Origin of the sequence: Duganella rivi (genome assembly GCF_009857435.1) — a bacterium.
GTDB classification, from domain to species: domain Bacteria; phylum Pseudomonadota; class Gammaproteobacteria; order Burkholderiales; family Burkholderiaceae_D; genus Rugamonas; species Rugamonas rivi.
This window is the reverse complement of record NZ_WWCK01000003.1, coordinates 187,619-213,304: the sequence shown is the minus strand read 5'-3', so window position 1 is coordinate 213,304 and position 25,686 is coordinate 187,619. Positions and strand designations below refer to the sequence as shown.

Annotated in this window: 19 protein-coding genes and 1 pseudogene; 5 read left to right on the top strand and 15 right to left on the bottom strand. The window is 61.3% G+C overall.

Annotated elements, in window-relative coordinates; all coding sequences use genetic code 11:
• Nucleotides 1-236 precede the first annotated feature (236 nt).
• From GTP45_RS09645 to GTP45_RS09635, 3 genes are read left to right on the top strand one after another with little or no spacing between them, the layout of a single operon-like run.
• Nucleotides 237-2,780 (top strand): TonB-dependent receptor, encoded by a 2,544-nt coding sequence (locus GTP45_RS09645; protein WP_161013662.1) that lies wholly within the window; start codon nucleotides 237-239, stop codon nucleotides 2,778-2,780.
• Nucleotides 2,781-2,788: 8 nt separating this feature from the next.
• On the top strand, nucleotides 2,789-4,429 hold the full coding sequence (locus tag GTP45_RS09640; protein ID WP_161013661.1) for a phytase: 1,641 nt from the start codon (nucleotides 2,789-2,791) through the stop codon (nucleotides 4,427-4,429).
• 54 nt (nucleotides 4,430-4,483) lie between these two features.
• Nucleotides 4,484-6,472: a TonB-dependent receptor plug domain-containing protein gene (locus tag GTP45_RS09635; protein WP_161013660.1), complete on the top strand. Its 1,989-nt coding sequence runs from the start codon at nucleotides 4,484-4,486 to the stop codon at nucleotides 6,470-6,472.
• Here the strand turns inward: GTP45_RS09635 and GTP45_RS09630 are convergent.
• On the bottom strand, nucleotides 6,444-9,422 hold the full coding sequence (locus tag GTP45_RS09630; protein ID WP_161013659.1) for a ligand-binding sensor domain-containing diguanylate cyclase: 2,979 nt from the start codon (nucleotides 9,420-9,422) through the stop codon (nucleotides 6,444-6,446). The two genes, GTP45_RS09635 and GTP45_RS09630, sit on opposite strands and share 29 nt — an antisense overlap.
• A gap of 164 nt (nucleotides 9,423-9,586) precedes the next feature.
• Between GTP45_RS09630 and GTP45_RS09625 the strand changes: the two genes are divergently transcribed.
• A complete protein-coding gene (locus GTP45_RS09625; RefSeq protein ID WP_161013658.1) occupies nucleotides 9,587-11,239 on the top strand; it encodes a methyl-accepting chemotaxis protein in 1,653 nt (550 codons plus the stop codon).
• Nucleotides 11,240-11,454: 215 nt separating this feature from the next.
• Here GTP45_RS09625 and GTP45_RS29290 read toward each other — a convergent pair.
• The 10 genes and pseudogenes from GTP45_RS29290 to GTP45_RS09575 all read right to left on the bottom strand — a co-directional run.
• Nucleotides 11,455-11,607 (bottom strand): annotated as a pseudogene (locus GTP45_RS29290) (BrnT family toxin); the annotation flags it as partial.
• Nucleotides 11,608-11,644: 37 nt separating this feature from the next.
• Nucleotides 11,645-13,054 carry an amidase gene (locus tag GTP45_RS09615; protein WP_161013657.1) on the bottom strand — a complete coding sequence of 470 codons (1,410 nt, stop codon included), beginning with the start codon at nucleotides 13,052-13,054 and terminating at the stop codon, nucleotides 11,645-11,647.
• A gap of 70 nt (nucleotides 13,055-13,124) precedes the next feature.
• Nucleotides 13,125-14,525, bottom strand: coding sequence for an efflux transporter outer membrane subunit (locus GTP45_RS09610; RefSeq protein WP_161013656.1), 1,401 nt, complete (start codon nucleotides 14,523-14,525; stop codon nucleotides 13,125-13,127).
• Nucleotides 14,522-17,818, bottom strand: coding sequence for an efflux RND transporter permease subunit (locus GTP45_RS09605; protein ID WP_161013655.1), 3,297 nt, complete (start codon nucleotides 17,816-17,818; stop codon nucleotides 14,522-14,524). Before GTP45_RS09605 ends, GTP45_RS09610 begins: the two co-directional genes overlap by 4 nt.
• Before the next feature lie 10 nt (nucleotides 17,819-17,828).
• Nucleotides 17,829-19,022, bottom strand: coding sequence for an efflux RND transporter periplasmic adaptor subunit (locus tag GTP45_RS09600; RefSeq protein WP_161013654.1), 1,194 nt, complete (start codon nucleotides 19,020-19,022; stop codon nucleotides 17,829-17,831).
• 135 nt (nucleotides 19,023-19,157) lie between these two features.
• Nucleotides 19,158-19,574 (bottom strand): DUF1801 domain-containing protein, encoded by a 417-nt coding sequence (locus tag GTP45_RS09595; RefSeq protein ID WP_161013653.1) that lies wholly within the window; start codon nucleotides 19,572-19,574, stop codon nucleotides 19,158-19,160.
• Complete coding sequence (locus tag GTP45_RS09590; protein ID WP_161013652.1) at nucleotides 19,571-21,175, bottom strand: hypothetical protein; 1,605 nt, start codon at nucleotides 21,173-21,175, stop codon at nucleotides 19,571-19,573. Before GTP45_RS09590 ends, GTP45_RS09595 begins: the two co-directional genes overlap by 4 nt.
• A gap of 158 nt (nucleotides 21,176-21,333) precedes the next feature.
• Nucleotides 21,334-21,693, bottom strand: a complete 360-nt coding sequence (locus GTP45_RS09585) for a GFA family protein (protein WP_161013651.1) — start codon at nucleotides 21,691-21,693, stop codon at nucleotides 21,334-21,336.
• Between the two features lie 2 nt (nucleotides 21,694-21,695).
• Nucleotides 21,696-22,046 carry a hypothetical protein gene (locus GTP45_RS09580; RefSeq protein WP_217363337.1) on the bottom strand — a complete coding sequence of 117 codons (351 nt, stop codon included), beginning with the start codon at nucleotides 22,044-22,046 and terminating at the stop codon, nucleotides 21,696-21,698.
• 3 nt (nucleotides 22,047-22,049) lie between these two features.
• Nucleotides 22,050-22,466 carry a hypothetical protein gene (locus tag GTP45_RS09575; RefSeq protein ID WP_161013650.1) on the bottom strand — a complete coding sequence of 139 codons (417 nt, stop codon included), beginning with the start codon at nucleotides 22,464-22,466 and terminating at the stop codon, nucleotides 22,050-22,052.
• Between the two features lie 102 nt (nucleotides 22,467-22,568).
• Here GTP45_RS09575 and GTP45_RS09570 point away from each other — a divergent pair.
• Nucleotides 22,569-23,719, top strand: a protein-coding gene (locus GTP45_RS09570; protein ID WP_161013649.1) for an IS3 family transposase whose coding sequence is annotated in 2 segments (ribosomal slippage) — nucleotides 22,569-22,812 and nucleotides 22,812-23,719 — 1,152 coding nt in all. Because the reading frame shifts where the segments join, the coding sequence is not laid out codon by codon here.
• Here GTP45_RS09570 and GTP45_RS29285 read toward each other — a convergent pair.
• The 4 genes from GTP45_RS29285 to GTP45_RS09550 all read right to left on the bottom strand — a co-directional run bounded on the left by GTP45_RS29285 (nucleotide 23,655) and on the right by GTP45_RS09550 (nucleotide 25,467).
• Complete coding sequence (locus GTP45_RS29285) at nucleotides 23,655-23,990, bottom strand: ribonuclease E inhibitor RraB (RefSeq protein ID WP_161013648.1); 336 nt, start codon at nucleotides 23,988-23,990, stop codon at nucleotides 23,655-23,657. The two genes, GTP45_RS09570 and GTP45_RS29285, sit on opposite strands and share 65 nt — an antisense overlap.
• Before the next feature lie 64 nt (nucleotides 23,991-24,054).
• A complete protein-coding gene (locus GTP45_RS09560) occupies nucleotides 24,055-24,483 on the bottom strand; it encodes a hypothetical protein (protein WP_161013647.1) in 429 nt (142 codons plus the stop codon).
• A 72-nt stretch (nucleotides 24,484-24,555) separates the two neighbouring features.
• Complete coding sequence (locus tag GTP45_RS09555) at nucleotides 24,556-24,978, bottom strand: hypothetical protein (RefSeq protein ID WP_161013646.1); 423 nt, start codon at nucleotides 24,976-24,978, stop codon at nucleotides 24,556-24,558.
• Between the two features lie 75 nt (nucleotides 24,979-25,053).
• Entirely contained in the window at nucleotides 25,054-25,467 is a 414-nt protein-coding gene (locus GTP45_RS09550; RefSeq protein ID WP_161013645.1) for a hypothetical protein, read from the bottom strand.
• Nucleotides 25,468-25,686: the final 219 nt, after the last annotated feature.

Below are 25,686 nucleotides of genomic sequence, written 5' to 3'. Positions count from 1 at the left end.
TGACATGACGGTGGATTGGCGGATTTCCAACAGCAGGTCAAAACAGCTCACATCACGTACGTCATCGCAGCCTCGCCGTGGATGCCCGCCTTCGCCGGCACCGCGTTGACAGGTCATTCAAGCTCATTTGGCCTGCGCTGACGCTGTTTTGCGGCCTCGGCGCGCCCAGCTGTCATGCAACTGACACATTGCCTGCCTACTATCCGCACCGTTCTCCATTCCACTAACGGCACAAAATGAAAACGACACACACCACTCCCCGCCTCTCCGCCCTGACCATCGGCGTGCTCGCCATGCTGGCCGGCTACGCCCACGCCGCCGATCCGGCCGACACCGCCGAACTTGCCGCCAGCGTGGCCGCCAGCGCCAACAGCGTGGTGGTCAGCGGCCAGCGCGCCAGCCTGCGCAACGCCATCGCTGCCCAAGAGAAAGCCGACAACATCGTTAGCGTCATCAGCAGCGACGACATCGGCGGCCTGCCGGACAAGAACGCCGCCGAAGCCCTGGCCCGCCTGCCGGGCGTGGCGGTGCAGCGCGACCAGGGCGAAGGCCGCTACGTCAGCGTGCGCGGCCTCGGCCCGGATCTGAACGCCGTCACCATCAACGGCGCGCTGGTGCCGTCGCCGGAATCGGGCCGCCGCGCTGTGGCGCTGGACGTGCTGCCAGCCGGCCTGATCCGCACGCTGGAAGTCAGCAAGACCCTCACGCCCGACCACGACGCCAACTCGCTGGGCGGCACCGTCGAAGTGAAAACCCTGACCGGCTTCGACCTGACCGGCAAACTACTGTCGGCCACGGTCGGCGCCAGCCGCGACCAAAACATCGGCAAGACCAGCCCAAGCGGCAGCGTGCTGTTTGCCGACCGCTTCCTCGACGGCAAACTCGGCGTCGCCGGCGGCCTCAGCTACGAAAAACGCGAGTTCGGCTCGGACAATGCCGAAACCGGCGGCGCATGGGAAAACGGCAAACTGGCCGGCCTGGAACTGCGCGACTACCTGCCAACCCGCGAACGCCGTGCCGCCGCGCTCAACCTCGACTACCACGCCGACAACGCCAGCAAATACTTCCTGCGCAGCTTCATCAGCGATTTCAGCGACGACGAAGTACGCGACCGCCTGACCATCAGCAACATCGCCGGCGGCAGCCTCGCCGAAGGCCAAACCGCTAGCGCGCGCGGCGAACGCCGTCTGCGCCAGCGCAAGTACACCCAGACCATCAGATCGCTGGTGCTGGGCACCGAGCAGAAATGGGATCAGTGGAAACTGGATCTGAACGGCGGAGCCAGCCGTTCCACCGACGAGGCGCCGGAGTCGATCAATGATGCGCGCTTCCGCGGCAGCAAGGACTTCGCCGGTGTCGGCTTCACCGGCACCGAGGTTCCGCACATCACCGGCCCGGCCGCGCTGTACGACGCGGCCAACTACAAGCTCAATTCCATCGCCCTGAAAAAAGGCGATGCCGAGGACAAGGAACACCACCTGCAATTCGACCTGTCGCGCAAGTTCGAACTGGCCGACGGCAGCAGCACGCTCAAGTTCGGCGCCAAAACCAGCCGCCGCGAAAAAACCAACGACACGGAACTGTGGTCGTACAGCAGCAAGCAGATCGGCAGCGCCAGCACCAGCATGAGCGACTACATCACCACCAGCCAGCTCGACTACAAACTGGGCAAGATCGGCAGCGCCATCAACCCGGCCGCCATCCGCACGCTGGTCTCCGGCCTGAGCCGCGATAAGGCCCGCGTCATCGTTGACTCCACCATCGACGACTACCGCCTGCAAGAATACATCGACGCCGCCTACCTGCAAAACAGCATCGACCTCGATACCTGGCACATACTGGCCGGCGTGCGCGCCGAGCGCACCCGCTTCGACGCCGCCGGATCGCGCGTGGACGAAGAGGCAGGCACTTTCAGCCCAATCAATCGCGACCGCTCCTACACCAACTGGCTGCCGGCCCTGCAAACCCGTTACGATCTCGACGCCAAAACCAGCGTCCGCGCCGCATGGACGCACTCCGTGGTGCGCGCCAACTTCAGCCAACTGGCGCCGGGCGTGAGCCAAGCCAGCGACACCGAAGCCACCATCGGCAACCCGGATCTGGCGCCGCTGAAATCGACCAACCTCGATCTCGGCATCGAGCGCATCCTCGGCGACGACGGCGCGCTGTCGGCCTACGTGTTCCACAAGGACATCAAGAACTTCACCTACACCACCAACCTGGCGGGCAGCGGGCAGTGGGCCAACTACACCTCGGCGATTACCTACGCCAACGGCGACAAGGCCAGCGTCAAAGGCCTGGAACTGTCGTACACCCAGCCGCTGCGCATGCTGCCGGAGCCGTTCAACCGCCTGATCGTCGGCGCCAATGGCAGCCTGACCCGCTCTGATGCCGACGTCGCCCGCTACGACACCGCCGCCAAGCGCATGCGCTCGCGCAGCATCGACCTGCCGGGCCAATCGGATCGCGTGCTGAACTTGATGCTGGGTTACGAGCAAGGCCCGCTGAGTACCCGTCTGGCCGTCAACTACAAGTCGTCCTACCTGCTTGAGATGGGCGACGACATTCTCGACGCCAAGCAAGACCGCATCGTCGACGCCCAAAAGCAGGTGGACTTCTCGCTGGCCTACCAGTTGAGCAAGCAGGTACAGTTGAACTTTGAAGCCGCCAACCTGAACAACGAGAAATACTACGTCTACCTCGGCAGCAAGGCTTACAACGCCCAATACGAACAATACGGCCGCACCTACAAACTCAGCCTGAAAGTCAGCCTGTTCTAATGAAACCCATGAAACCGAGCCTCATCACACGTATCTTGTTAAGCGCGCTGCTGTCCGGCGGCGCACTGGCCAACGCCGCTGCGCCGCTACCGGGCCTGGCAGCCAAGGCCAGCGAGTTGGCCATGCTGCCGGACGGCGGCTGGCTCAGTCTCGACAAGCAAGGCGTGCATTTGCTGGACGCCAGCGGCAAGGAGCGCGCCCGCCTCAAAGTGCGCGCCAAGCACCTCGACCTGCGGCCGCAGGGCAACGGCGCGATTGCCGTGGTGATGGACGCCAATGCCGAGCAAGTGCTGCCGGTGCGGGTTGACCTGCAAGCTGGCGCGCTGACCGCACTAGCGCCATTCCCGGCGCCGCCGTTCGGCATCGAAGCAGCTTGCCTGTACCGCGACGCCCAGCAAATCGATCACCTGTTCGTGGTCGCCAAGGATGGCCAGGCCGAGCAATGGCTGATGCACGGCGAGCAGCGCCAACTGGTGCGCAAGCTGGCGCTGCCGCCGCACACCAAGCACTGCCGCGCCGACGACGCCGCCCAGCAGTTGCTGGTCAATGAGGACAAAGTCGGCCTATGGGCGTACAACGCCGAAGCTGAGGGCGTGCCTGAGCGCAAACTGCTCAAGCGCGGCGACACCATCAAGAAAGGTGAAGCCATCGTGCTGCCGTGGCCCGCCGCCGCTACGCCGGTGACCAAGGCCATTGTCCAGCCGCGCGCGCAAACCGAACCCGTGGCCCGCACCGGCGATGCGGCCGACGATCCGGCCATCTGGCGCAACCCGGCTGATCCGACCGGTGCGCGCATCCTTGGCACCAACAAGAAGCAAGGCCTGCTGGTGTACAACTTGGCCGGCAAGGAACTGCAATTGCTGGAAGTGGGCCGACTCAACAACGTCGACGTGCGCCAGAATGTGACGATCGGCGGCCGCAAGCTCGACGTGGCCGTCGCCACCCAGCGCGACGACAACAGCGTGATGCTATTCGCCATCGACTCACAAGGCGTAGTGACGCCGGCCGGCGCCTTCCCTACCGGCTTGGACAACATCTACGGCATGTGCTTGTACCGCCCAGCCGATGGCGGCTTGGAAGCCTTCATCAACGACAAGGACGGCAGCTTCCTCCAGTACCGCATCGAGTCGGACGGTAAAGCCATGAGCGGCAAACTGCTGCGCCGCTTCAAGGTCGGCAGCCAGCCGGAAGGCTGCGTGGTCGATGACCGCAATCACCGCCTGTTCCTCGGCGAAGAAAAACGCGGCGTGTGGACGGTATCGGCGCGCGGCGACGCACCAGCGAAGCTGAGCATGGTGGTGCCGGTCGGCCCGCAACTGGTGGCCGATGTCGAAGGCATGGGCTTGTACCACGGCGACAAAGCCGACTATCTCGTGGTGTCCAGCCAGGGCGACAACAGCTACCTGGTGCTGGATGCGCAAGCGCCCTACCGCGTGCGCGGCAGCTTCCGCGTCGGCTATAACCTTGCCGCCGGCATTGACGGCACCTCGGAGACGGACGGCCTGGAAGTGAGCTCGGCCAACTTCGGCGGCCCGTACGCCAAGGGCATGCTGGTGATCCAGGACGGCTACAAGCGCCTGCCCGACGGCCCGCAGAACTTCAAGTACGTGGCGTGGGAAGACGTCGCCAAGGCCCTCAAACTGGATTAAAAGGGCTGAAACTGGACGCTTGCAGGGAAATGCTGTTCATTGCACAATGTTGAGATGCGCCATTTTCCGTCCATTCGCCATGCTGTTTTGCTAGTCAGTGCGCTGGCCGCCCAAGGGATGGCTGGCGCACAGTCGTTTGCGCCGGCATATTTCAACCAGTTTCAGTCGAGTACCGCGCTGGATATGATCACGCGCCTGCCGGGCTTTGTGTTTGAAGGCGGGAATACCGGGCGCGGCACGCCCGGCAATGTGCTGATCAACGGCAAGCGCCCAACGTCGAAGACCGATCCGCTGGGCGATGTGCTGGGCCGCATCCCGGTCGCGGCGGTGGAACGCATCGACGTCATCAACGGCGGCGCGAGTGGTATCGATATGCAAGGCTACCCGACCGTGGCCAACGTGGTGCTCAAGCCGATGGACTTGGTGTCGGCCTCCACCACCGCGTCCAGCTACGTGACGGCGGACGGCAGCTTGCAACCTACACTGGACAGCAATTACAACCTGAAGCGCGGCGACAAGAGCATCAACATTTCCGCAGGCTGGCGGCGCTCTCCCGATACCGGCCAAGGCGAAGGCCAGCGCATCACCAAGTACGCCGACGGCGGCCCGGACGCTCAGACCCAGCTGTCCGGTTCCGGCATCTCCGAGAATAAATCGGTCAAGATGAACTACGGCCAAGACTTGTTCGATGGCCAGCTGACCCTGAACGGCGCATTCAATCCGTGGACGTACCAATCGCAGATTCATAACGATGGCGCCTCGGTTGGACTGAACAGCAACGACAACGCCGGCCGCACCATGGAGCAGGGCATCGCCTACACGCGCGATCTCGCGGGCGGCGCCAGCATGGACCTCAAGGCAACGCACCGCAGCGCCGAGGTCAGCAACGATTCGGCCTTTGCGTCGGGCGGCAGCACTTCGCACTCGCTGAGCAGCACTTCGGCCAACGAGCACGTGCTGGCCGGCCAGCTGACCTGGCAAACCTCTGATGGCGTGGTGATACGCGGCGGCATCGAACGCGCCGTCAACACCAACGACAACAACAATGCGTACCAGCCCAACGCCCAGAGCGCCGCAGCGCCGGGCATCTACGCGTGGGCACAGGAGTCGCGGGTGGAAGGCCAGTTGTCGTCGGCATGGCAAGTCGATAGCTCGCTCAGCGCCGAGGCCGGCCTCAAGCTTGCGCACTCCAGCCTGAGCACCAGCTCGGCGCAGGCGGACGGCAAGAGCTACCTCTACCCTAAACCGCGCCTGCGCCTGGCCTTGTCGCCGTCGCCGGCGCTGCAACTGCGGCTGCGCATGGAGCGCGAAGTCAGCCAGCTTAACTTTGGCGACAACGCCGGTTTCTTCGGCATGGCCGACAAGACGCTGCGCGCCGATCTGCCGGACGTGGTGCCGGCCAAGACCTGGCTGTGCGAAGGCGCGGTGGAGTACCGTTTCTGGGATCGCGGCGCGGCTGTGCTCAGTTACACCCAATCGCACATCAGCGACGTGGTCGACCGCATGCCGATCCGTACCGCATCCGCCACCTACGACACGGCCGGCAATATCGGCGACGCCAGCGCGGATAGCGTGACCGGCATGCTCAATCTGCCGACCGACAGCTTGGCGCTGCCGCAAGGCTTGCTCAAGCTGTCGACCACGTGGCGCTCGTCATCGGTCACCGATCCAACCACGCTGACGACGCGCCGCTTGTCGGGCGAGCAGGCGCTGGCGTGGCGGGTCGAGTTCTCGCAGGATTTGCCGCAGCAGAAAGCGGCATGGGGCTTCTCGGTCGACAACGGCTGGAACAACGACAGCTGGCAAGTGGCCGAGCGCGACACCAGCAGCGGCAGCAGCTGGGCACGCGCCTTCGTCAACTACCGCCCGGCCTCGAATATGATGCTGACCCTGGAATTGAACAATCTCGCCAGCCGCGTCATCACCTACGACCGCATGCACTATGCGGGCAATGACCGCTTGGCGGGCGGCCCGGACTTCTACGAGCACAACAGCACCCGCACCCAGCCGTTCGCTATGCTGCGCCTGCGCCGCGATTGGTAAGCCGCAAGCGACCTTCGCCTTCCCACGCTTTCAGCAATTCCGTGACTGCCCCGGCCGCCGGCCACACCACGCCCGCATCCAGCTCGGCGAAGGCGCTGCCGTTGCGGCCGCCGCCCTTGACCGCGTACAGCGCGTAGTCGGCCATTTGCAGCGCGCATTCGAGCGCGTGCTCATCGCAAGCGCCGTCGGGCAGCGGCAGCCACGCCACGCCCGCCGATGCCGTCACCTTGCCCGCCACCGTGCCGCCGGCATGCTCGGCCAGGGCAGCGTGTATGCGCTCGGCCACCGCATGCAAATCTTCCGGGCAGCGGCCGTGCACCAGCAGCAGGAACTCTTCACCGCCCCAGCGGATCGCGTGGTCTTCGGTGCGGATCACGCGGCGCAAGGCCTGCGCCGCGCCTTGCAGCACGGCGTCGCCGACGTCGTGGCCATGGCCGTCGTTGATGCGCTTGAAGTGGTCGAGGTCGACCAGGATGACGCCCACCACGTCGGTCGCATTCGGTACGGCTCGGCGGCGACGCAAGTTGGCCAGCATCGCTGGAATGTGCTGCTGTGCGAAGCGGCGATTGTGCAGGCCGGTCAGCGGATCGGTCAGGCTGGCTTGTTCCAGCGATTGATTCAGGCGTTCGAGATTGGCATTGGCGGCGCGCAGCGCCTCGGTCTGCCGATCGACCTCGCGCTGCAACTCCATGCTGCGTGCTTCCAGCTGTTTCAGGCGCAGTTGCACCAGCGCGTACACCAGCAGCAGCGCCAGCACCACGCCCAGCGCCCGCACCGAGGCGCGTTCGTGCCATACCGGTTCGGCGCGCACGTCCAGCGCGGCGGCCGGCCCCCAGTGCTGGCCGTCCCAGCTCGCTTGCGCTTCAAAACTGAAATCCCCGGCGGGCAGGTTGGTGAAGTAAGCCATGTGACGGGAGCCGACTTGCCGCCACTCGTTTTGGAACGGCGGCATGCGGTAACGGTACAGCAAGCGCTCCGGCAGCTGGAATTCACGGCCTTCAAAGCCGATCTCCAGTTCGCGCTGTACCGGCGCGAGGCGCAGTGCGCCGCCGCTCAAGTCCAGCGCCTTGCCATCGACGCTGGCCTTGCGCATGAACACTTGCGGCAGCGACGGCGGTGGCACGTCCAGGCGGGTGCGCACGGCGCCGGCCAGGCTGGCGGCCCAGAAATACGGTGCAGCGAGGTAGCCCTTGTCACGGCCCAATCCGTTGCAGCAGCGAATGCGGTTGCGGCCGGTGACATTGCCAAGATCGGTGTACAGCGTTTGCGCCAGCGGCGCGGCCTTGCTGCCCTCGGGCGGCAACTGGAAGCGGAACACGCCGTCCACATACGAAGCCCAGTACCAGCCATCGTAATAAGCCAGCGAGCCGACGCCATCGGACGGCATGCCATCGGTGCGCAGCCAGCTGCGGTGCTTGTCGCCATCGATGATGTGGACGCCGTGCTGGTAGGTGCCGGCCAGCACGCCCAGTTCGCCAAAGCCGGTCAAGGCGGTAATCAGGGCCTGGCCCAGCGCGCTGGCCGCTTGTGGACGCAGCTGGCCGTCATGCCAGCGCCACAGGCCATTCGCCGAGCCGATCCACAGGGCATGATCCCTGGTTTCGTACATGGTGCTGACCGTGCCCGGCAACTGCTCGCGGAATAGCCGCGTCGCTGTGCGGGCCGCGCCGTCCAGCGCGTACAGGCCTTGCATGGTGGCGGCCAGCAGTTGTCCATCAGCGCGCTGGAACAAGGTGCCGACCGTGACGCCGTCCAGCTGCTCAACGCGGTGCAGCTTGCCGTTCTCAAGGCTATGCAGGCCGTTGCGGGTGCCAATCCACAGGCGTCCTTGCTTGTCTTCCAGCATGGAGTAGGCGATCTGGCCTTGCAGTTCGGGCGCCGTGTAGAACGGCGTCATGCTCTCACCATCGGTGCGCCAGACGCCTTGGTTGGTGCCGACCAGCAGGCCGTGACTGGTGGGCGTATAAGCCCAGGTTTGCAGCGGCTGGCCGTTGGCTTCCGGCTGCAAAGCGCGGGTGGCGGCGGCCCAGTAGTAGCGCAGGCCGAAGGTTTGGCTGCCTACCCAGAAATGATCAAGGTCTTCCGCCAGCACGATGCGCGCCGTGCTCAGTGCACTAGCGGCGGTGGACGGCAGCGCCGCGATATTGCGCTCGCCTTCAAACACGCGCAGGCTGCCGGCGGCCAATACCCACAAGCGCTGATCGTTGTCGAGACTGAGTTGGTCGACGGCTGCGCTGTCGTCATCGATGCGCTTGGCCGGTGCGTTGCTGGCCGGCGTCCACGCATACAAGCCCTGGGTGGAGCCGAGCCACAGCTGGCCTTGACGCCACAGCAGATGGCGAATCGAGACGCCGGCCGGCCAGTTCAAGGGAAGCTCGGCCAGTTTGCCACCACGCAGCGCCCACAGGCGGCCGTTCTGATCGGCCAGGGTCGGCTCGGCGGCGTTCAGCGCAAGCGCACTGAAGGCCGGCTCCAGGTTCGCGTAGGTTTGCAGGCGCTGGCCGTCCCATGCGCTCAAGTGATCGGCCAGGATCCACAACAGGCCGTTGGCATCGGCGGCCATCTGCCGCACCGTGCCCAGTTTTTCGCTGCCGGGTACCGCGTGGAAGGCGCGGCCATCCCACCATGCCAGATTCTTTTGTGTTGCGATGAACAGGCGGTTGCCGGCCGGCTGCAACAGCCGTATCCAGTTGGAGCCAAGGCTAGGCGTGTCCGCGCTGCGGAACACTTCCATATCAGTGCCGTAGGTGCGAACCAGCCCTTTCTCGGTCGCCAGCCACAGCGCCCCACTGCTGTCCTTGCGAATACCGTTGACGGTAATTTGCGGCAGCCCTTGCTCGACCATCCAGCTGCGGAAATGGTAGCTCGCCAAATCGTTGGCAGGCACGGCGGCAGAACTGCCCACGCTCCATAGCAAGGCCAGCAGAGCTATGACGCGAAATAGGTGCAACGGGCTCTCCCTCTTTTGTATTCGAGGCAAGACTTTACCACGCCAGCGCCCCGTGCTAGCCGTTTTGTTGTTATGGTGCAAAAATAGTGCTTTTAGGAATTAGTTGAATCCTAAATCTGTTAGTATGCAGTCCACTTTCGTTAACCTTTGCACAGGATTTGCACATGCGCAGCACGCAACAAGGGAGCGGCCACGAAACCGTTCTTGAAGATGGCAAGCCGATCGTCACGACCACTGATCTGAAGGGCCGCCTTACCTACGTCAACTCCACCTTCACGGACGCCAGCGGTTACACGGACGAGGAATTGGCCGGCCGCCAGCAAAGCGCGCTGTACCACCCGGACATGCCGCAGGAAGTGGATGCCGATATGTGGCGCACCGTGATGTCGGGCGAACCGTGGCGCGGGCTGGTGAAGTACTGCGGCAAGGATGGCAGCTACTTCTGGTGCATCGCCAACGTCACGCCGGTGATTGAAAGCGGCGCGACCACCGGTTTTATGTCGGTGTGCACCAAGCCCAAGCGAGAGCAAATCGACCAAGCCGCGCAGCTGTACCGCACCCTCAAGGGCGCCAACCCGGACGGCGTGCGCATCGTGCGCGGCGCTGAAGCGGCGCGCGGCTGGAGCAAGCTGTCGCACGCCCTGCGCGATATCACGCTGGCGCAGCGCCTGGCCCTGAGCTTTGGCGGCGTGACGCTGCTGGCGCTGTCGATGGCCAGCCATGCGCTGTTTGACTATTCCGAGACCGCGCTGCACGTGCAGGCGCTGTTGATGGCGGTGCTGGCCTTGTACAGCTGGCGTAATTTGCACGTCGCGATCGTGGCGCCGATTAAGGCTAGCATCAAAGCGACCCGCATTCTGGCCGGCGGCGACCTAACCACCCGCATGGCGGTGGATCGTCATGACGAACTGGGCCAGCTGCAAGCGTTTGTGCGCCAGCTGAATCTGAACTTGGCGTCGATACTGGTGGATATCCGCAGCAACTTCACCCTGACCCGCAGCACCACCACCCAAGTGCGCTCGGCCAACGTCGATCTGTCGGCGCGTACCGAAGCGCAGGCGGCTAATCTGGAGCAGACCTCGGCCCACATGGGCCAGATCACCGGCATGGTCAGCCAGACCGCCGACAACGTCACCACCGCCAGCGGCGTAGCCAGCGAAGCAACTGCCTTGGCCGAGCGCACCGGGGTGGCGGTAGCGCAAGTGGTGACCGCGATGAACGACATCAGCCAGTCGTCGCGCAAGATCGTCGACATCATCAGCCTGATTGACGGCATCGCGTTCCAGACCAACATCCTGTCGCTGAATGCAGCGGTGGAAGCAGCACGCGCTGGCGAGAGCGGCCGTGGCTTCGCGGTGGTGGCCAGCGAAGTACGCAACCTGGCGCAGCGCAGCGCGGCGGCGGCCAAGGAAATCAAGTCGCTGATCGACACCTCGGCCGACAAGATTGAAATCGGCGCCGGCATGGCCAGTACTGCCGGTAAAGATATGGAAGCGGTGATTGCAGCGATTGGCCGCGTTGCGTCCATCATGGGCGACATCAGCGGCTCGACGCGCGAACAAACCAGCGGCGTGCATCAGGTGCAGGACGCCATCATGCAGCTGGATGAAGTGACGCGTCAGAATGCGCAAATGGTAGAAGAAGCCTCCTCCGCCACCGGCGTGCTCGACCTACAAACGCAAGCTGTAGCGAAAGCGCTGGAAGTCTTCAAGCTGCCACCGCAAGGCGGCAAAAAAGGCAAAGCCAGCCTGGTGCCAAGCCAGACCCGCAGCGTGCAACTCTCCCAGCACCAGGAAGCCCACGCCCGCCGCGCCTAAGCACCACAAATAGTCCCGATCTGTGCATGTGCAGCGATCGGGACAAAATCACTCAACGGTATGTCTTGACCTTTTCGGAATTTGAAGAAGCTTTGGCAAGCTTCTCATCAAGCGCCGTAATATTCGCTCCAGGCATACGGCGAGCTAGGTACTTGCCTCGTACACCACGACCGATATCCTCTCGGCGATACTCAGGCCGCATTTCATCGCTAGTTTTAGCCTTGCTCATAAATCCCTCGCTCGTGTCGGGTAGCCTTGCGCGCGCTGATGATACGAATGCCACCGTGTCGCTCGGTTGAAATAACAGTCAGTACACGCCCAGCATACGACATTCCGAAGGTGAGGTGGCGAATCTCGCCAACTGAATGATCGGGATCCGGCGTAGAACCTTGACTTGTTGCGCACTTAGTTAAGCGCTGCTTCGAGGCGCTTGGCGGCGGCGAAGAGTTTGGCTTCTGCGCCCGGTGCGCACAGGACGGAGATGCTGGGCGGCAGTCCGGTAGCTGGGTCGCTGAACTTGCGGGCTGGGACGGCGATGGCCGACAGGTCGAGGTAGTTGCCCATGGTGTGGGCGGTGAACAGGCCGTTCACGCCGGGCTTCAAGGATAGCCGGTTCATCTTGCCGTGCTGCGGTGGCAGCAGGCCCAGCGTCGGCAGCACCATGACGCCATCGGTGCCCAGCAATGACTGGTAATGGATGCGGGCCCGCGCGAAAGTGGCCGCGATCGTTTGCACCTTGGCTTCACTGCGCGGTTTCAGCAGCGGCGCGATCAGCATCCATTTCAGCAGGCCGTCGTCGATGGTCGGCTTGCCTATCAACTGTGCCCACAGTTCCTTCAGCGGCGAGAAACGGCCGTGTTCGGGACTGGAGAGCAGGCGTATCCAGTCGCCGTAAAAATCATCGAGGATCAGCTTGGGAATTTGCAGAAAGAGGTGACAGACGTCGCCGAAGTCGCGCCCATCTTCGGCGTAGCCTTCATTGAGCAGTGTCTTGGTGGCGCAGTCCAGCGCTGCGGCGATGCACGGCTCCCGCATCTTCAGTGGGAAGCCACGCGGAATCACCAGGCGGCCGCCCAGCTCGGCAGGCGCAGCAATCGGCTGGTCTGCGATGACGTTGTAGACCAGTTCGGCATCGCGCACGCTGCGCGTCAATGGCCCGAGGCCGAGCCAGCTTTTCGTATTGCCTCGCACCGTAGGCCAGGTGCCACGCTTGTCGACAGCGCCCGAATGCGGCTTGAAGCCGACCACGCCGCAAAACGCCGCCGGGATACGGATCGAGCCAAGAATGTCCGAGCCAACACCAAACACCGAGCCGCCTGAACCGACCAGAGCGCCCTCCCCGCCACTGGAGCCGCCCGCCACGCGCGCCGGATCGAGCGGATTATTAGTCCGTCCGTAGCGCGGGTTGGAAGATTCGGCGGTCATCGCAAACTCCGGCACATTGCTGCGCGCGATCACGATCGCGCCGGCCGCCTTCAAGCGCCGCACAATTTCCGCATCTTGCTCATGCAATTCCGGCTGCATGCGCACCGAGCCCGCTGTGACCTGCTCACCGGCTAAACCAAACGTCTCCTTGACGCTGCAAGGCAGGCCAAACAAAGGCAAGGATTTATCGCCAGACAAATCAAGCTGGCGCGCTTGAGACAGCGCCTGCTCGCTGAAAACCTGCGTCGCCGCATTGAGCCGCGCCTGCGATTGCGCGATACGCTCCAGGTGCCCCTGAACCAGCTGCTCCGAACTCATGACGGCCTGCCGCAGCGCCGCCAGCAAACTCACGGCATCCTGATTCCACATATTCCAAGCGGCTTTGTCCATAGATTCTGTCTTAGCAAGAGGTCATGCCAATTTAGCACAACAGTTCATCGCCGGGCAAACCCGCCTCATCTCACTGCGCCGGCACCTCCCAGCCGCCGGCCAGGGCTTTGTAGACGGCCACCAGCGACGTGGCGGCGCCGGCCTGGGCCTGGGCCAGGCGATCGCGGGCGGAGAGCAGTTCGCGCTCGGCATCCAGCACGGTCAGGAAGTCGGTGGAGCCGACGGCGAAGCGCTCGCGGGCAATCACCGCTGCCTGCTCCGAGGAGCGCGCCGATTCGAACAGCAGCGTGGTTTGCTGCTGGGTGCGCGTGTAAGTGGCCAGTGCGCCCTCGGTTTCTTCCAGCGCGCCCAGCACGGCGCGCTCGTAGGCGACCATGACGGCTTCGTTGCGTGCATCGGCAGCGGCGATTTGGGCGCGGATGCGGCCGAAGTCCAGCAGATTCCACGTCAACTGCGCGCCAAGGTTGTAGACGTAAGATGCGCCTTTGCCCAAGTCGCTAAATTGCAGCGAGTTCTGGCCCAGCGTGCCCCCCAGCGTCAACTGCGGGAACAAGGCGCTGCGGGCCACGCCCACCTGCGCTGCCGCAGCCGCAGCTTGCGCTTCGGCCAGTTGAATATCGGGCCGGCGCCGCAACAAGGTAGCAGGTGAACCGATGCCAGCCAGTTCCACCGATTTCAATCCCGGTAGCGGCTGAACGGGCATTAGTTCGGCATCAAGCGCGGTCGGTTGCTGGCCGCACAGCACGGCCAGCCGATACCGCGTGCGGATCAACGCCGCTTCCAGTGCTGGAATATTGGCCGCAGTTGAAGTAACCAAGGCCCGTGCACGCTCCGTATCGAGCGCCGTGCCGCGCCCTACTTCAAAGCGCGCATCGACCAATTCCAGCGCCGCCTTCTGCGTATCCAGCGAGGCCACGGCCACCCGCAACTGCTCCTGCAAGCCGCGCAGCTCGAAGTAGTTGCGCGCCACCTCGGCACTGACGCTGACTTGCGCCGCCCGCACGCCAGCCGCGCCGGCCAAGACCTGCGCCTGCGCCGCCCGCCGCGCATCGCCCAGGCGGCCAAACAAATCGACCTCCCACGCCACGTCGAAGCCGACCGCGTATTGGTTGTTGGTGCTCTGCACGCCGAGATCGTTGGTGCCGCGCACGCGCGACACGCCTGCGTTCACACCCACGTTCGGCAACAGGCTGGCGTCGGCAAAGCGGTTCAGCGCGCGCGCCTCGCGCAGGCTGGCGGTGGCGCTGCGCACGTCGGTGTTGGCCTGCAAGGCGCGCTGCACCAGCGAATCCAGCAGCGGATCGTTGAAAGCACGCCAGAACTCGCTAACCGGCTCGGCCGCAGCCGCCTCGGCCGGCGCATTCGCAAAGCCGCCGCCCAATTCAGGCTGATACAGCTTGACCGGCGGCGCGCTGGAGCAGCCGGCCAGGGCCAACGCCAGTAGCAGGAAATACTTGCGGTGCGGGCTCATACATCCCCCTTCTTGTGCGGCGGCTCGGCATCGTCGATACCGGCGTGGAATGGATGGGCGGCGGCGTCGATCTGGTGCCGCAGTTCGACTGCGTGGGCACGGCGTTTCTCGGTGCTCTTGCGTAGCAGGCTGTAGAACACCGGCGTCAGGAAGATGCCGAACAGCGTCACCCCGACCATGCCGGAGAACACGGCAATCCCCATCGCCCGGCGCATTTCGCTGCCGGCGCCGCTACCCAGGATCAGCGGAATCACGCCAGCGCAGAACGCAATCGACGTCATCAGAATCGGCCGCAAACGCAGGCGGCACGCGTTGATGACGGCGTCCACCATCGACTGTCCCTGCTCCTCCAGCTCCTTGGCAAACTCCACGATCAGAATCGCGTTCTTACACGCCAGCCCGACCAGCACCACCAGCGCCACCTGTGTGAACAGGTTCAAATCCCCGCCTTGCGCAAACGGCGGGAAGTGCGACAGCCAGACGCCGAACAGCGCCGACAAAATACACATCGGCACGATCATGATGATCGCTAGCGGCAGGCTCCAGCTTTCGTACTGCGCGGTCAGCACCAGCACCACCAGCACCACCGACAGGAACAGCACCGCCGCCAAGGTCGGAATCTTGACGTTGATGCCGGGCAGCGTGATATCGCGCGTCAACCGGTCTTGGTAGCTGAGGTCTGTCCATTCGTAGGACATGCCGCGCGGCAGTTGCTTGACGATGCGTTCGATCTCCGCCTCCGCCTGCCCGCTGGAGAAGCCGGGCTTGGCCGCGCCATTGATGTCGGCCGAAGGGAAGCCGTTGTAACGCGTCACCCGCGTCGGCCCGAAGGTTGGATTCACCTGCATGACCGAACCCAGCGGCACCATCTGGCCCGCCGAATTGCGCGTCTCCAGGTTGGTAATGCTGCCGGCCTGCGCGCGGAACGGCGCATCAGCCTGCACTACCACCTGATACGTCTTGCCGAAGCGCGTGAAGTCGTTCACGTACAGCGAGCCGAGGTTGATCTGCAAGGTGTCGTAAATTTCTTGCAGCGGCAAGCCCATCTGCTTGGCCTTGGTGCGGTCGACATCGGCAAACAATTGCGGCACGTTGATGTCGTAATTGGAGTACGGGGTGCCGATCGAGGACTTGGGATTGCCGTAAATCGGCCCCAGCACGCTGCCCCAAACCGCCCCATACAGCGCCTGCTCGCCCTGCCCGCCGCGATCCTGCACCTGCAGCTTGAAGCCGCCCGCGTTGCCGAGGCCGTCCACGGCCGGCGGCGGCACCACGAACATGCGCGCGCCCTGTATCGCCTGGATCGCCCCGTTGACCTTGCCAAGGATGGCGTCCTTGGACAAGTCGCGCGAGGTGCGGTCTTCAAACGGCGCAAGGCCGAAGAATACGATACCCTCGTTCGGCGACGACGAGAAACCGGCAATCGACAAGCCGGGGAAGGCGATCGAATCCACAATGCCCGGCACCTTGAGCGCGATATCGCTCATCTGCCGGATCACTTTCTCGGTGCGATCCAGCGAGGAGCCGGCCGGCAGTTGGGCGATGCCGATCAGGTACTGCTTATCGGGCGCCGGCACGAAGCCGCTTGGAATCCGCGAGAACAGTAGCCCGGTGAACAGCAGCAAAATCCCATACACAATCAGCGCCAGCGATTTGCGCTGCAACAGCCCGGTCACGCCGCGTCCGTACGAGGCGCTGCGGCGCTGGAACCAGCAGTTAAACCAGTGGAAGAACTTGCCGAACAACTTGTCCATCACCAGCATGATCTTGTCCTTGGGCGCGTCGTGCGGGCGCAGCAGCAGGGCCGCCATGGCCGGCGACAAGGTCAGCGAGTTGAAGGCCGAGATCACGGTCGAAATCGCAATCGTGGCCGCGAACTGCTTGTAGAACTGCCCGGACAAGCCCGGCACAAACGTCAGCGGAATGAACACGGCGCACAGCACCAGCGCAATCGCGATAATCGGCCCGCTGACCTCGCGCATGGCGCGCACCGTGGCGTCGTGCGGCGTGAAGCCATCCGCAATATTACGCTCGACGTTTTCCACCACCACGATGGCGTCATCGACCACGATACCAATCGCCAGCACCAGCCCGAACAAGGTCAGCGTGTTAATCGAGTAGCCGAGCAACAGCAGCATGGCAAACGTACCGACAATCGACACAGGCACCGCCAGCAGCGGAATCACCGAAGCCCGCCAGGTTTGCAGGAAGATGATCACCACCAGCACCACCAGCAGCACCGCCTCAATCAGCGTGTGCACCACTTTCTCGATCGATGTCTGCACGAAGCGGGTAGGATCGTAGACGATGTCGTAATCCACGCCTTGGGGGAAATTCTTCTTGGCGTTCTCCATGGTCGCGCGCACATCGTTCGACAGCTTGAGCGCGTTCGAACCCGGCGACTGGAAGATACCGATGGCCGCCGCTTCCTTGTTGTTGAGCAGGCTGCGCAGCGAATAGGAATTGGCGCTGATCTCGACCCGGCCGATGTCCTTGATGCGCACCAGCGCGCCAGTCTTGGGATCGCTGCGGATGATGATGTTGGCGAAATCCTCTTCCTTGATCAGGCGGCCTTGCGCGTTGACCTGCAATTGGAAGTCGGTATCGTTGGGCGCTGGCGGCGAACCGACCACGCCAGCCGCCACCTGCGCGTTTTGCTCGCGGATGGCGGTGACCACATCGCCGGCCGTCATATTGCGCGCGGCCAGCAGGCGCGGATTGATCCACACCCGCATCGCGTAATCGCCCGAGCCGAACAGCAGCACCGAGCCCATGCCGGGGATGCGCAGCAAATCGTCGCGCACGTTGAGCGAGGCGTAGTTGCGCAGATACAGCGCATCGTGGCTATTGTCCGGCGAGACCATGTGCACCACCATGGTCAGGTTGGGCGACTGCTTCTCGGTGGTGACGCCGATCTGGCGCACGATCTCCGGCAGGCGCGGCAGCGCGCGGTTGATGCGGTTCTGCACCGCCGTCTCGGCTTGCTCCGGCACCGTGCCGATTTTGAAGGTGACCGTCAGCGTCATGCTGCCGTCGGCGGTGGCCTGGCTTTCGAAGTACAGCATGCCTTCGAGGCCGTTGATCTGCTCTTCCAGCGGCGAAGCCACCGTCTCCGAGATCACGCGCGGATTGGCGCCGGGGAACTGCGCCCGCACCACGATCTGCGGCGGCGCCACTTCCGGGTACTCGGAAATCGGCAACTGGAAAATCGCCAGCAAGCCGACCATGAAGATGAAGACCGACAGCACCGTGGCAAAGCGCGGCCTGTCGATGAAAAATCGCGAGATATCCATGGGCCGCTCCTCAGCCCTTGGCCGCAGGCGCGGCGCCCGCTGGCGGAGCGATCGGCTTGCCGTGTTCGTCCAGTTTCACCACTTGCGGCGTGACCGGCGCGCCGGGGAAAGCGCGCAGCAGGCCGTCGATAATCACCAGCTCGCCGGGATTGACGCCGCTGACCACGCGCATGCCGTCAATCAAAGCACCGGGCTTGACCTCGCGCTGCTCAACGATGTTGTTCTTGCCGACGACAAGCACCACCTTGCGGGTCTGGTCGGTGGTGATGGCGCGGTCGGCCACCAGCGTGGCGCTGTAGGTACCGCTGCCGACCAGTTGCAGGCGCGCGAACAGGCCCGGCGTGTACAGGCCGTCCTTGTTGTCGAACACGGCGCGGCCGCGCAGCGAGGCGGTGGCGGGATTCAGGCGGTTGTCGACAAAGTCCATCTTGCCTTCGTGCGGGTAGCCTTCCTCGTTGGCGAGGCCAAGGCGCACGGCGTTCGGCTTGTCGCGCGAGGATGGGCGGGTGCCATCGCGTGCGGATTGCATGTACTTGAGGTAGAGCGCCTCGCTGGCGTCGAAGTAAGCGTAGATGCGGTCGGTGGAAACCAGCGTGGTCAGGATCGGATCGCCGATGTTGACCAGATTGCCGACCGTGACGTTGGCGCGCGAAGTACGGCCGCTGACCGGCGCGGTGATGCGGGTGAATTCGAGGTTGAGCTTGGCCTGCACCACTGCCGCCTCGCTCGCCTTGACGGTCGAGAGCGAAGTCGCCAGCGCGGCCTTCAGTTGATCAAGCTCCTGCTGGCTGACGCCGCGCACGGCGACCAGTCTTTCGGCGCGGGCCAGTTCGATCTTATTCAGTTCGCTCGCCGTGCGGGCCGAAGCCAGTTGCGCTTCAGCGCGGGCGGCTTCCGCGGCATACGGACGCGGGTCGATGGTGAACAGCGGATCGCCCTTGTTGACCAATTGGCCCTCGCGGAAATGTACTTGCACCAGCGTGCCGGCGACGCGGGCCCGGATATCGACCGTGTCCGGCGCTTCGAGGCGGGCGGTGAACTCGTCAAACTCCTGCACATCGCGCTTGACCACGGCGGCAACCGAAACTGGAGGCGGCCCGCCGCCAGCGCCATGGGCGCCCCCCTCTTCCTGCTTACCGCAAGCGGCCAGCGCGAGCGCCATGCCTAGACACAAAAGATGCGAGATCGCCGCCCGGATATTCATAAGAACCCCTCAAAACGGTGTTGCAAATTAGGTAAATGGAAATGCGCAGAACAGCGACAGCACGAACGACAGCCGGACTCAAATAAATGAATCCTGATTCATTTTGGCAAATAATTTCTAACTTGTCATTACTAATTATGGGTATCGGCGGCGGACTTCGGCGACCGAGGCGGCGAGCAGTTTTTCCAGCGTTGGCCGATCAAGGTCGGCCAACTGTTTGAAATAGAGGCAGGATTTGCCGATCTTGTGTTTGCCCAATTGGGACAGCAAGGCTTGCTGCGCCTCACCTTCGGCCATTACATACAGCACCAGCTCGCGGCCGCGGATGGCGAAACCGACCAAGGGCGCTTCGCCGGTGCGGCCGCTTTCGTAGGTGTAGCGGTAGACGCCGTGGCCGACGATGCTGGGCCCCCACATGGTCGGCGCGTCGCCGGTGATTTTTTCCAGCATGCGCATCAGCTCGTGGCAATCGGCTGCTTGCTGCGCGTTGGCGCGCGAGGCGATGTATTCGTCGATGCTGGCGGTGGTGGGCTTGGTTTTGTTTTCGGTCATTTTTTTTGAGGATCGGTGAATCGCTTCACTAATTGAGGAAGCTGGTTTCGGATCTCCAAAACGACGAATTGCGCGAGGTCAGTGGTGGGCGCATTGATCACCACCTCGGCTTCCAGGATGCAGCACCTTTTGGGATTACCTGGGCCAGGCCGAGTCGTCAACAACTTGGGAACGAGTAAAATCGAAATGTGCGTAGCGACTGGCGCTTTGGGCGCGAAAATATTCGCATGCACCTGATTTGGGTAGCCGTGCGTTAAATTGACGATCTTGTCAGATACATATAGTGCGGGCTCTCGCGACTGTGAGCCTTTTTTTGTTGCGATGGATGGCGAGAATGGTTTGGAAACCATTGAGGGGGCGTCGAGGTTTTTTTTGGGCGCGTTAAACTTACGCAGCATACTCTGTTCACCTTGGTTGCTGCTAGCGGCAAGGGCCAGGCCACGATTAGGATTGAAAGGGCTGTCGGCATCTACCAGTTTTTCGACATTCTCCGACGTTGAAACGAACGGACTATCCGTCACAACTTCAACACCATTCACTGATTCAGCATCATGGCCATAGTCCATGTGCTTCGCCGCGAGGGCCTCGGTATCGGTTTCCTGCGCAACCCTCTCCCCCTTCAAATGCTTCAGGTAGGCCCAAGAGTTAACACCGGGATGCACCTTGCCGACATTTTCGTCCTTGACATGGAAACGAACGAGGCAATCGTACATGCCAGGGAAATTTGCATCCGCTATTCCCTGTGCAAGACTTCGCTTAGCTTCAAGCTTAATCGCAAAAGTACTTGCATTGTTCTTGAGGTCAGAGGGACTAATTTGATCCTCGGGCACAAGCAATTCGTTGTTCAAATGGCCTAACTTCGCGCGAATCTCTTCAATAAGAAGCAGAGTATTCACCTCAGTGCCGCCGAGATTCAGGTCGTGCAGGCCATCTTCCGGCGATTCCTCTTCCCCGTTGATGGCGATCGTCTCCCTGCGGACAAAAAGTTTCAATGTCGGTACGTCGACACCCTGCATGCGCAAAACACGGATCCATTCCGTGGCAGGAGGTTTCACCCGATCAGCATCTCTCCTCCTCGGGTCTTCCTGATTTGCGCCCCGACGCGACATGAACAAATCCTCATCATCGACTATCACGACATCGCCGAGCCTGAGTTCGCCCCAAGGTGCAACTTCATTTGCCGTGTAATCGCCGTTCCCGAAAAGGCTGCCGTTAATCTCTTTAACCACGTGCGTGGTATCCCAAGTAACTCTTGCCCGCGCCGGCCTTAATTGTGCAACCGGCGACGACTCGCCTGCTGCCCTGTTCCCCGTCGGCGCTGGGGTACTCCTGATTACCGAGTTCGCTTGTGAATTAACAGCCCCGGCTAGCAGCGTGTTCATTTTATGACGCTGCGCTGCCATTCGCGGACTGTTACCAACAGCGTGGCCTAGCGCTTGCTGCTGTAGCACGCGCGGGCTGTTATTCATCATCTCAACCAGCTTACGCTGCGCCGCAGCCTCCGGTCGCTGGTCCACAAGACCCGGTTTCTGCGCGACCGTCCTGGCTGCACCCGCCTGGGCGGTCTCGGAGTCATTTCTGGCTTGATGTGGTACTTGCATGGGCGGCCCTCAAAGAGTAGTGGCGTTTTCGACATGACTTTATGATCATAACGCTGTTTCTCTTTTCACGACCAAAAACTTGGTCTTTTGCCGAGCTCATCGAAGTATTCTGCGATGCTGACAGTGGTTGGCCTGTTTTTTTGTCAGCCATGATCGCCTCAGTCGAGATAAGTCCACGTCTCCGCCCCATCAAATCGGCGCAGCCTTACTTCCCCGATTTGCTCAGGCTCGAAGTTCCTGATGTTAATTCCAAACTTGGTGCCGGCGCTGGCGGCCAGGGGCTCCCAGTGCGTGACACAGCCACAGTGGCGGCAACGCAGCGTGCGTATCGTCTTCTCGCCCCAGATGTATTCAACCGTGTTCTCAGGATGGCCAGTCACCCGGACCGTGGACGCTTCATACTGTGCCCATAGTGCGCCGTAGCGCCGGCAGATCGAGCAATTGCAGTTGATGAGCGCCTCCGGCGGCGCCGGAATCTCGATGTGTACTGCGCCGCAATGGCAGGTAGTGGTCAGCATGCTTACTTCCATTCTCCCTTCTCGCTTACCAGCGTTTTCTTGCCATTCATGACGACCAATGTGCCATCGTCAAACACGGTGTAATTGATCTTACCGTTATAGAATGTATAGCCTTGGAACCGGCAAGGCGTGACGCCATCAGCGCAGGTTGAATGCATGGTGCGGCCTTTCACCGAAATCGATTTGCCGGTCTTTCGACTGGTCCCTGTGTAGATCACGTCGTCGCAAGTGACGTTGCCCTCGGCGCAGCGAACGTCAATCTTGACGATGAACGACGGCGTCTCGAGAACATTGTCCTCGGCATGAGCAAACGGCATGAACAGCAACGCAGCGGAAGCAAGTAGAAATCTCATCTATCACCTCTGCGCAGCAAGGCGAACAAGCCACGTCGTGAGGCCAAGCACAGCCAGCCCGACCTCAATCGCCGGCACCAAGGTCACGACAAGATTGCCATCAGGCGTAGCCCACGATACGACGCCCGCAGTGATAAAAGCGGCGATAGCGCCAGAGACAATGGCGGCAATAGGTAGTTTAGGTCTCAAAGCATCTCCGTTATTAGAACTTGGAACCCATATGACATAACCACGTTTCTTGAGTATATACTCGATGACTGCCCACAACACCATAATTACACCGGCGTATGCGAGCCGGCCACCCCAGTCAGACATAAAGTGCCCAAACCAAGTGTGCGGTGCGAAATGCCCTTGTGCGTATCCGACAAACAAAACGAAGGTTTCTGGCTGCACCATCTCGTTGCAAGAATGCAGCAGCATGCCCTGGTGCGTAACTCTTCGAAACAACGGCTATATGACGCAATGAATCGCCACCATACCACTAGACACTTCTAAGCCATAATTCTAGGCAAAGGAGTCATCATGAGTGGAAAGCGGTACACGGAAGAATTCAAGGTCGCGGCAGTCAAGCAGGTGATTGATCGCGGCCATCCTGCGGCGGAGGTGGCAGAGCGCCTTGGTGTAAGCATTCACAGCATCTACGCGTGGATCAAGCGCTACGGTGTACCGGATGCCGAGCGTAAGGCCAACGATGCACAGGCTGAGGAAATGCGGCGCTTGAAGGCCGAGCTTAAGCGCGTCACCGAGGAGCGCGATATTTTGCGAAAGGCCGCGGCGTACTTTGCCAAGACGTCCGGGTAAGGTACGCCTTCATTCGCGAGCACCAGGCTATGTATTCAATCCGACGCCTGTGCAAGATGGTCGGGGTTCACCCCAGCGGCTACTATGCTTGGTGCATTAGCCCGGAAAGCCCGCGCGCAAAGGAGAACAAACGGCTGCTTGGTCACATCAAGCAATCATGGCTGGAAAGCGGAGCTGTCTATGGCTACCGCAAGGTCTACGACGATTTGCAAGAGCTCGGAGAACAGTGCGGGATTAACCGGGTTCATCGTCTGATGCGCGCCGAAGGGATTCGTTCGCAGACGGGCTATGCCAAGCGGAAGTGGAAACGCGGCGGCGCGCCGTCAGTGATTGCACCCAACCATCTGCAGCGGGAATTCGATGTGGCCGAGCCAAACAAAGTATGGGTCACTGACATCACGTATTTGCGCACGTATGAGGGCTGGCTTTACCTCGCCGTCGTTTTGGATCTGTTCTTGCGGCAGGTGATCGGTTGGTCGATGAGTTCCAGGATTGATCGAGACCTTGCTATGAACGCTTTGCTAATGGCGGTGTGGCGCCGCCAGCCAACTGGTGAGGTCATGGTTCATTCAGATCAGGGCAGCCAGTTCAGCAGCTATGACTGGCGCGACTTCCTTGCTGCACATGGGCTCGTTCAAAGTATGAGCCGGCGCGGGAACTGTCACGACAATGCTGTGGCCGAGAGCTTCTTCCAGCTTCTGAAGCGGGAGCGCATACGACGCAAAATCTATTCAACCAGGGACGAGGCCAGGCAGGATGTCTTCGACTATATCGAGATGTTCTACAATCCGAAGCGTCGTCACGGATTTAATGAAAAGCTGTCGCCAATCGAGTTTGAAAAGCGGCATTCTTTACGGCTGCGGAGTGTCTAGGGGAATGGTGGCGATTCACTTCGTATGTCACCCGCTCGTTCAAAACTAGTTGAATGTAGCCGCTCCCGAGGTCATCAGACTCATACACCCTCACAACAGCAAACTTCTCACGCAAGAGTTCGATCAACTCAGCCGAAGGTGGCCAGTCATCGAAGTCAATGTTGAAGTCGATATCTACTGTGGCATCGAAATCGAATCCGCTGGACTTCATTCGCCGAAAGACGTCGCCGTCGACATCATTAGGCCAAGCTTGATTTTGGATTTTTTTCATACGGCCCAACGTGGCGGTTAACTGGCGCGCTTTAGCGCGTCCGGGTTGAATACGGGGTTAGGACTTACCATATTTTCCACCACGGCCTATGTGTCTTTGCAAGAGTTCCATTTCCTGGAAACAGAATTTCACCTTCATCATCGCTCGCGTGAAAGAAACCGACACCGTGTTTAATTGCCAGTTCACGCATTTTGTCAAAAGCTTCGTTGGCAGCGTCCCAACGGAAGGCTGAATAAATTACATTACGCCCAATGCAGTGGTCGGTAACTGTTAGATCGTCGACTCTATCATCGCCGACCGCAAGTGGGCCGTTCAAAGGGGGAAAGTACTGAATCATTTCAGCGAACCAATTCTGCAAGGCTGGCGATGTTACAGCAGGATCGTCATAGCTATGGTCTTCAGACCACTCCGCTTGCTCTTGGTACCAACGCATGAATTCAGCGCGCGTTCTTGGCGCAGCACTTGGCTCAAATACCATCAGATCAAAGCTCATCGAATTTCCGATTCCTAACGTGCAGGTTCAGCGGCGCCGTCAGGCGTCCGCTGGAAACAATTGTTATGCAAATTATCTTGGAACAGCACAATCAAATCGAATGAGTGTAACGGGACGCGCATTATCGACTCCAGGTCCAAAATCCGAGAAATTCTGAATCACACCTTTATAGCCCTTTTCCGTAGAGCGAACGCGAAACTCTATCCCAGACAATCCGTTATTCGTAAAAGTAAGTATCAGGTCGTTGCCCTCAACGATCCAGTAAGCCGCAGCATATTGGAAGCGCTCGCCAGCTCTAGCTGGAACGACTTTATTTGCGCCGCCATTTCCCCACGGGGTCGAAACTGACACATCGGTCAATCGAAGGCTCTTTGCCTGCTCAACACCCGATTTTTCTGAAATCTGGACAGCGAAGCAGCCAATAGGTCGTTCAACGGCCTGTACAGCAGCCGAAGCAAGCACGACGAGGAAGAACAGTACAAGTCTAGTAGGCATAACGTTCAAAGTAACAGGCTGCTGGAGCGCGCAGCGCGTAAGCAGTCCTGTTGACTGCAAGGTTGGGCCATAGCGTCATAGCCACACCACCTGCGAAGACAGCACGAGAAAACGCGAGACGCCTTCGGTAGATTCGACAGCCCATGGACGTTCGGTGCTTACCTGCACGAGCTTCCGGCCAGCAGCATCAATTGACTCAGATTCGATTTCGCAAGCAATCGTTCCGGCCTGTGGATATGAGCTATCTGTCCAAAGGTTAGCGGTGGTCACAATCGGGAGCTTTTCGATAAACGTATGCGACTGTCCATTAGCATCGACTAAGCGACATTCGACGAAGCCTGGTTGATGGTCGTCGATGAATCGCTCAATCTGTATAGAGATTTCGGTCACGGTTTTAAGCAGCCCAACGTTTAAAAGTAACTGGCTGCCGGAACGCGCAGCGTGGAGGCAGTCCAGTTGACTGCAAGGTTGGACGAGGACGGCACGCACTCATTTCTTTTGCGGCCAAATTGCAGCGCCAACTCCGCAGAACAAACCAATAAAAATAGCTCGCGAAAAATCGAACTCGTGCGCGGAGCTAAGCAGGCCGGTATAAATGAGAGTACCGGTGGCCACACCCAAGCCGACGAAGAGAGATTTAGGCAAAGATCGTTTCATAGATAGCTTGATTGGTCCAACAAAAAATAGACACCCTAAATGTCGCAGTTT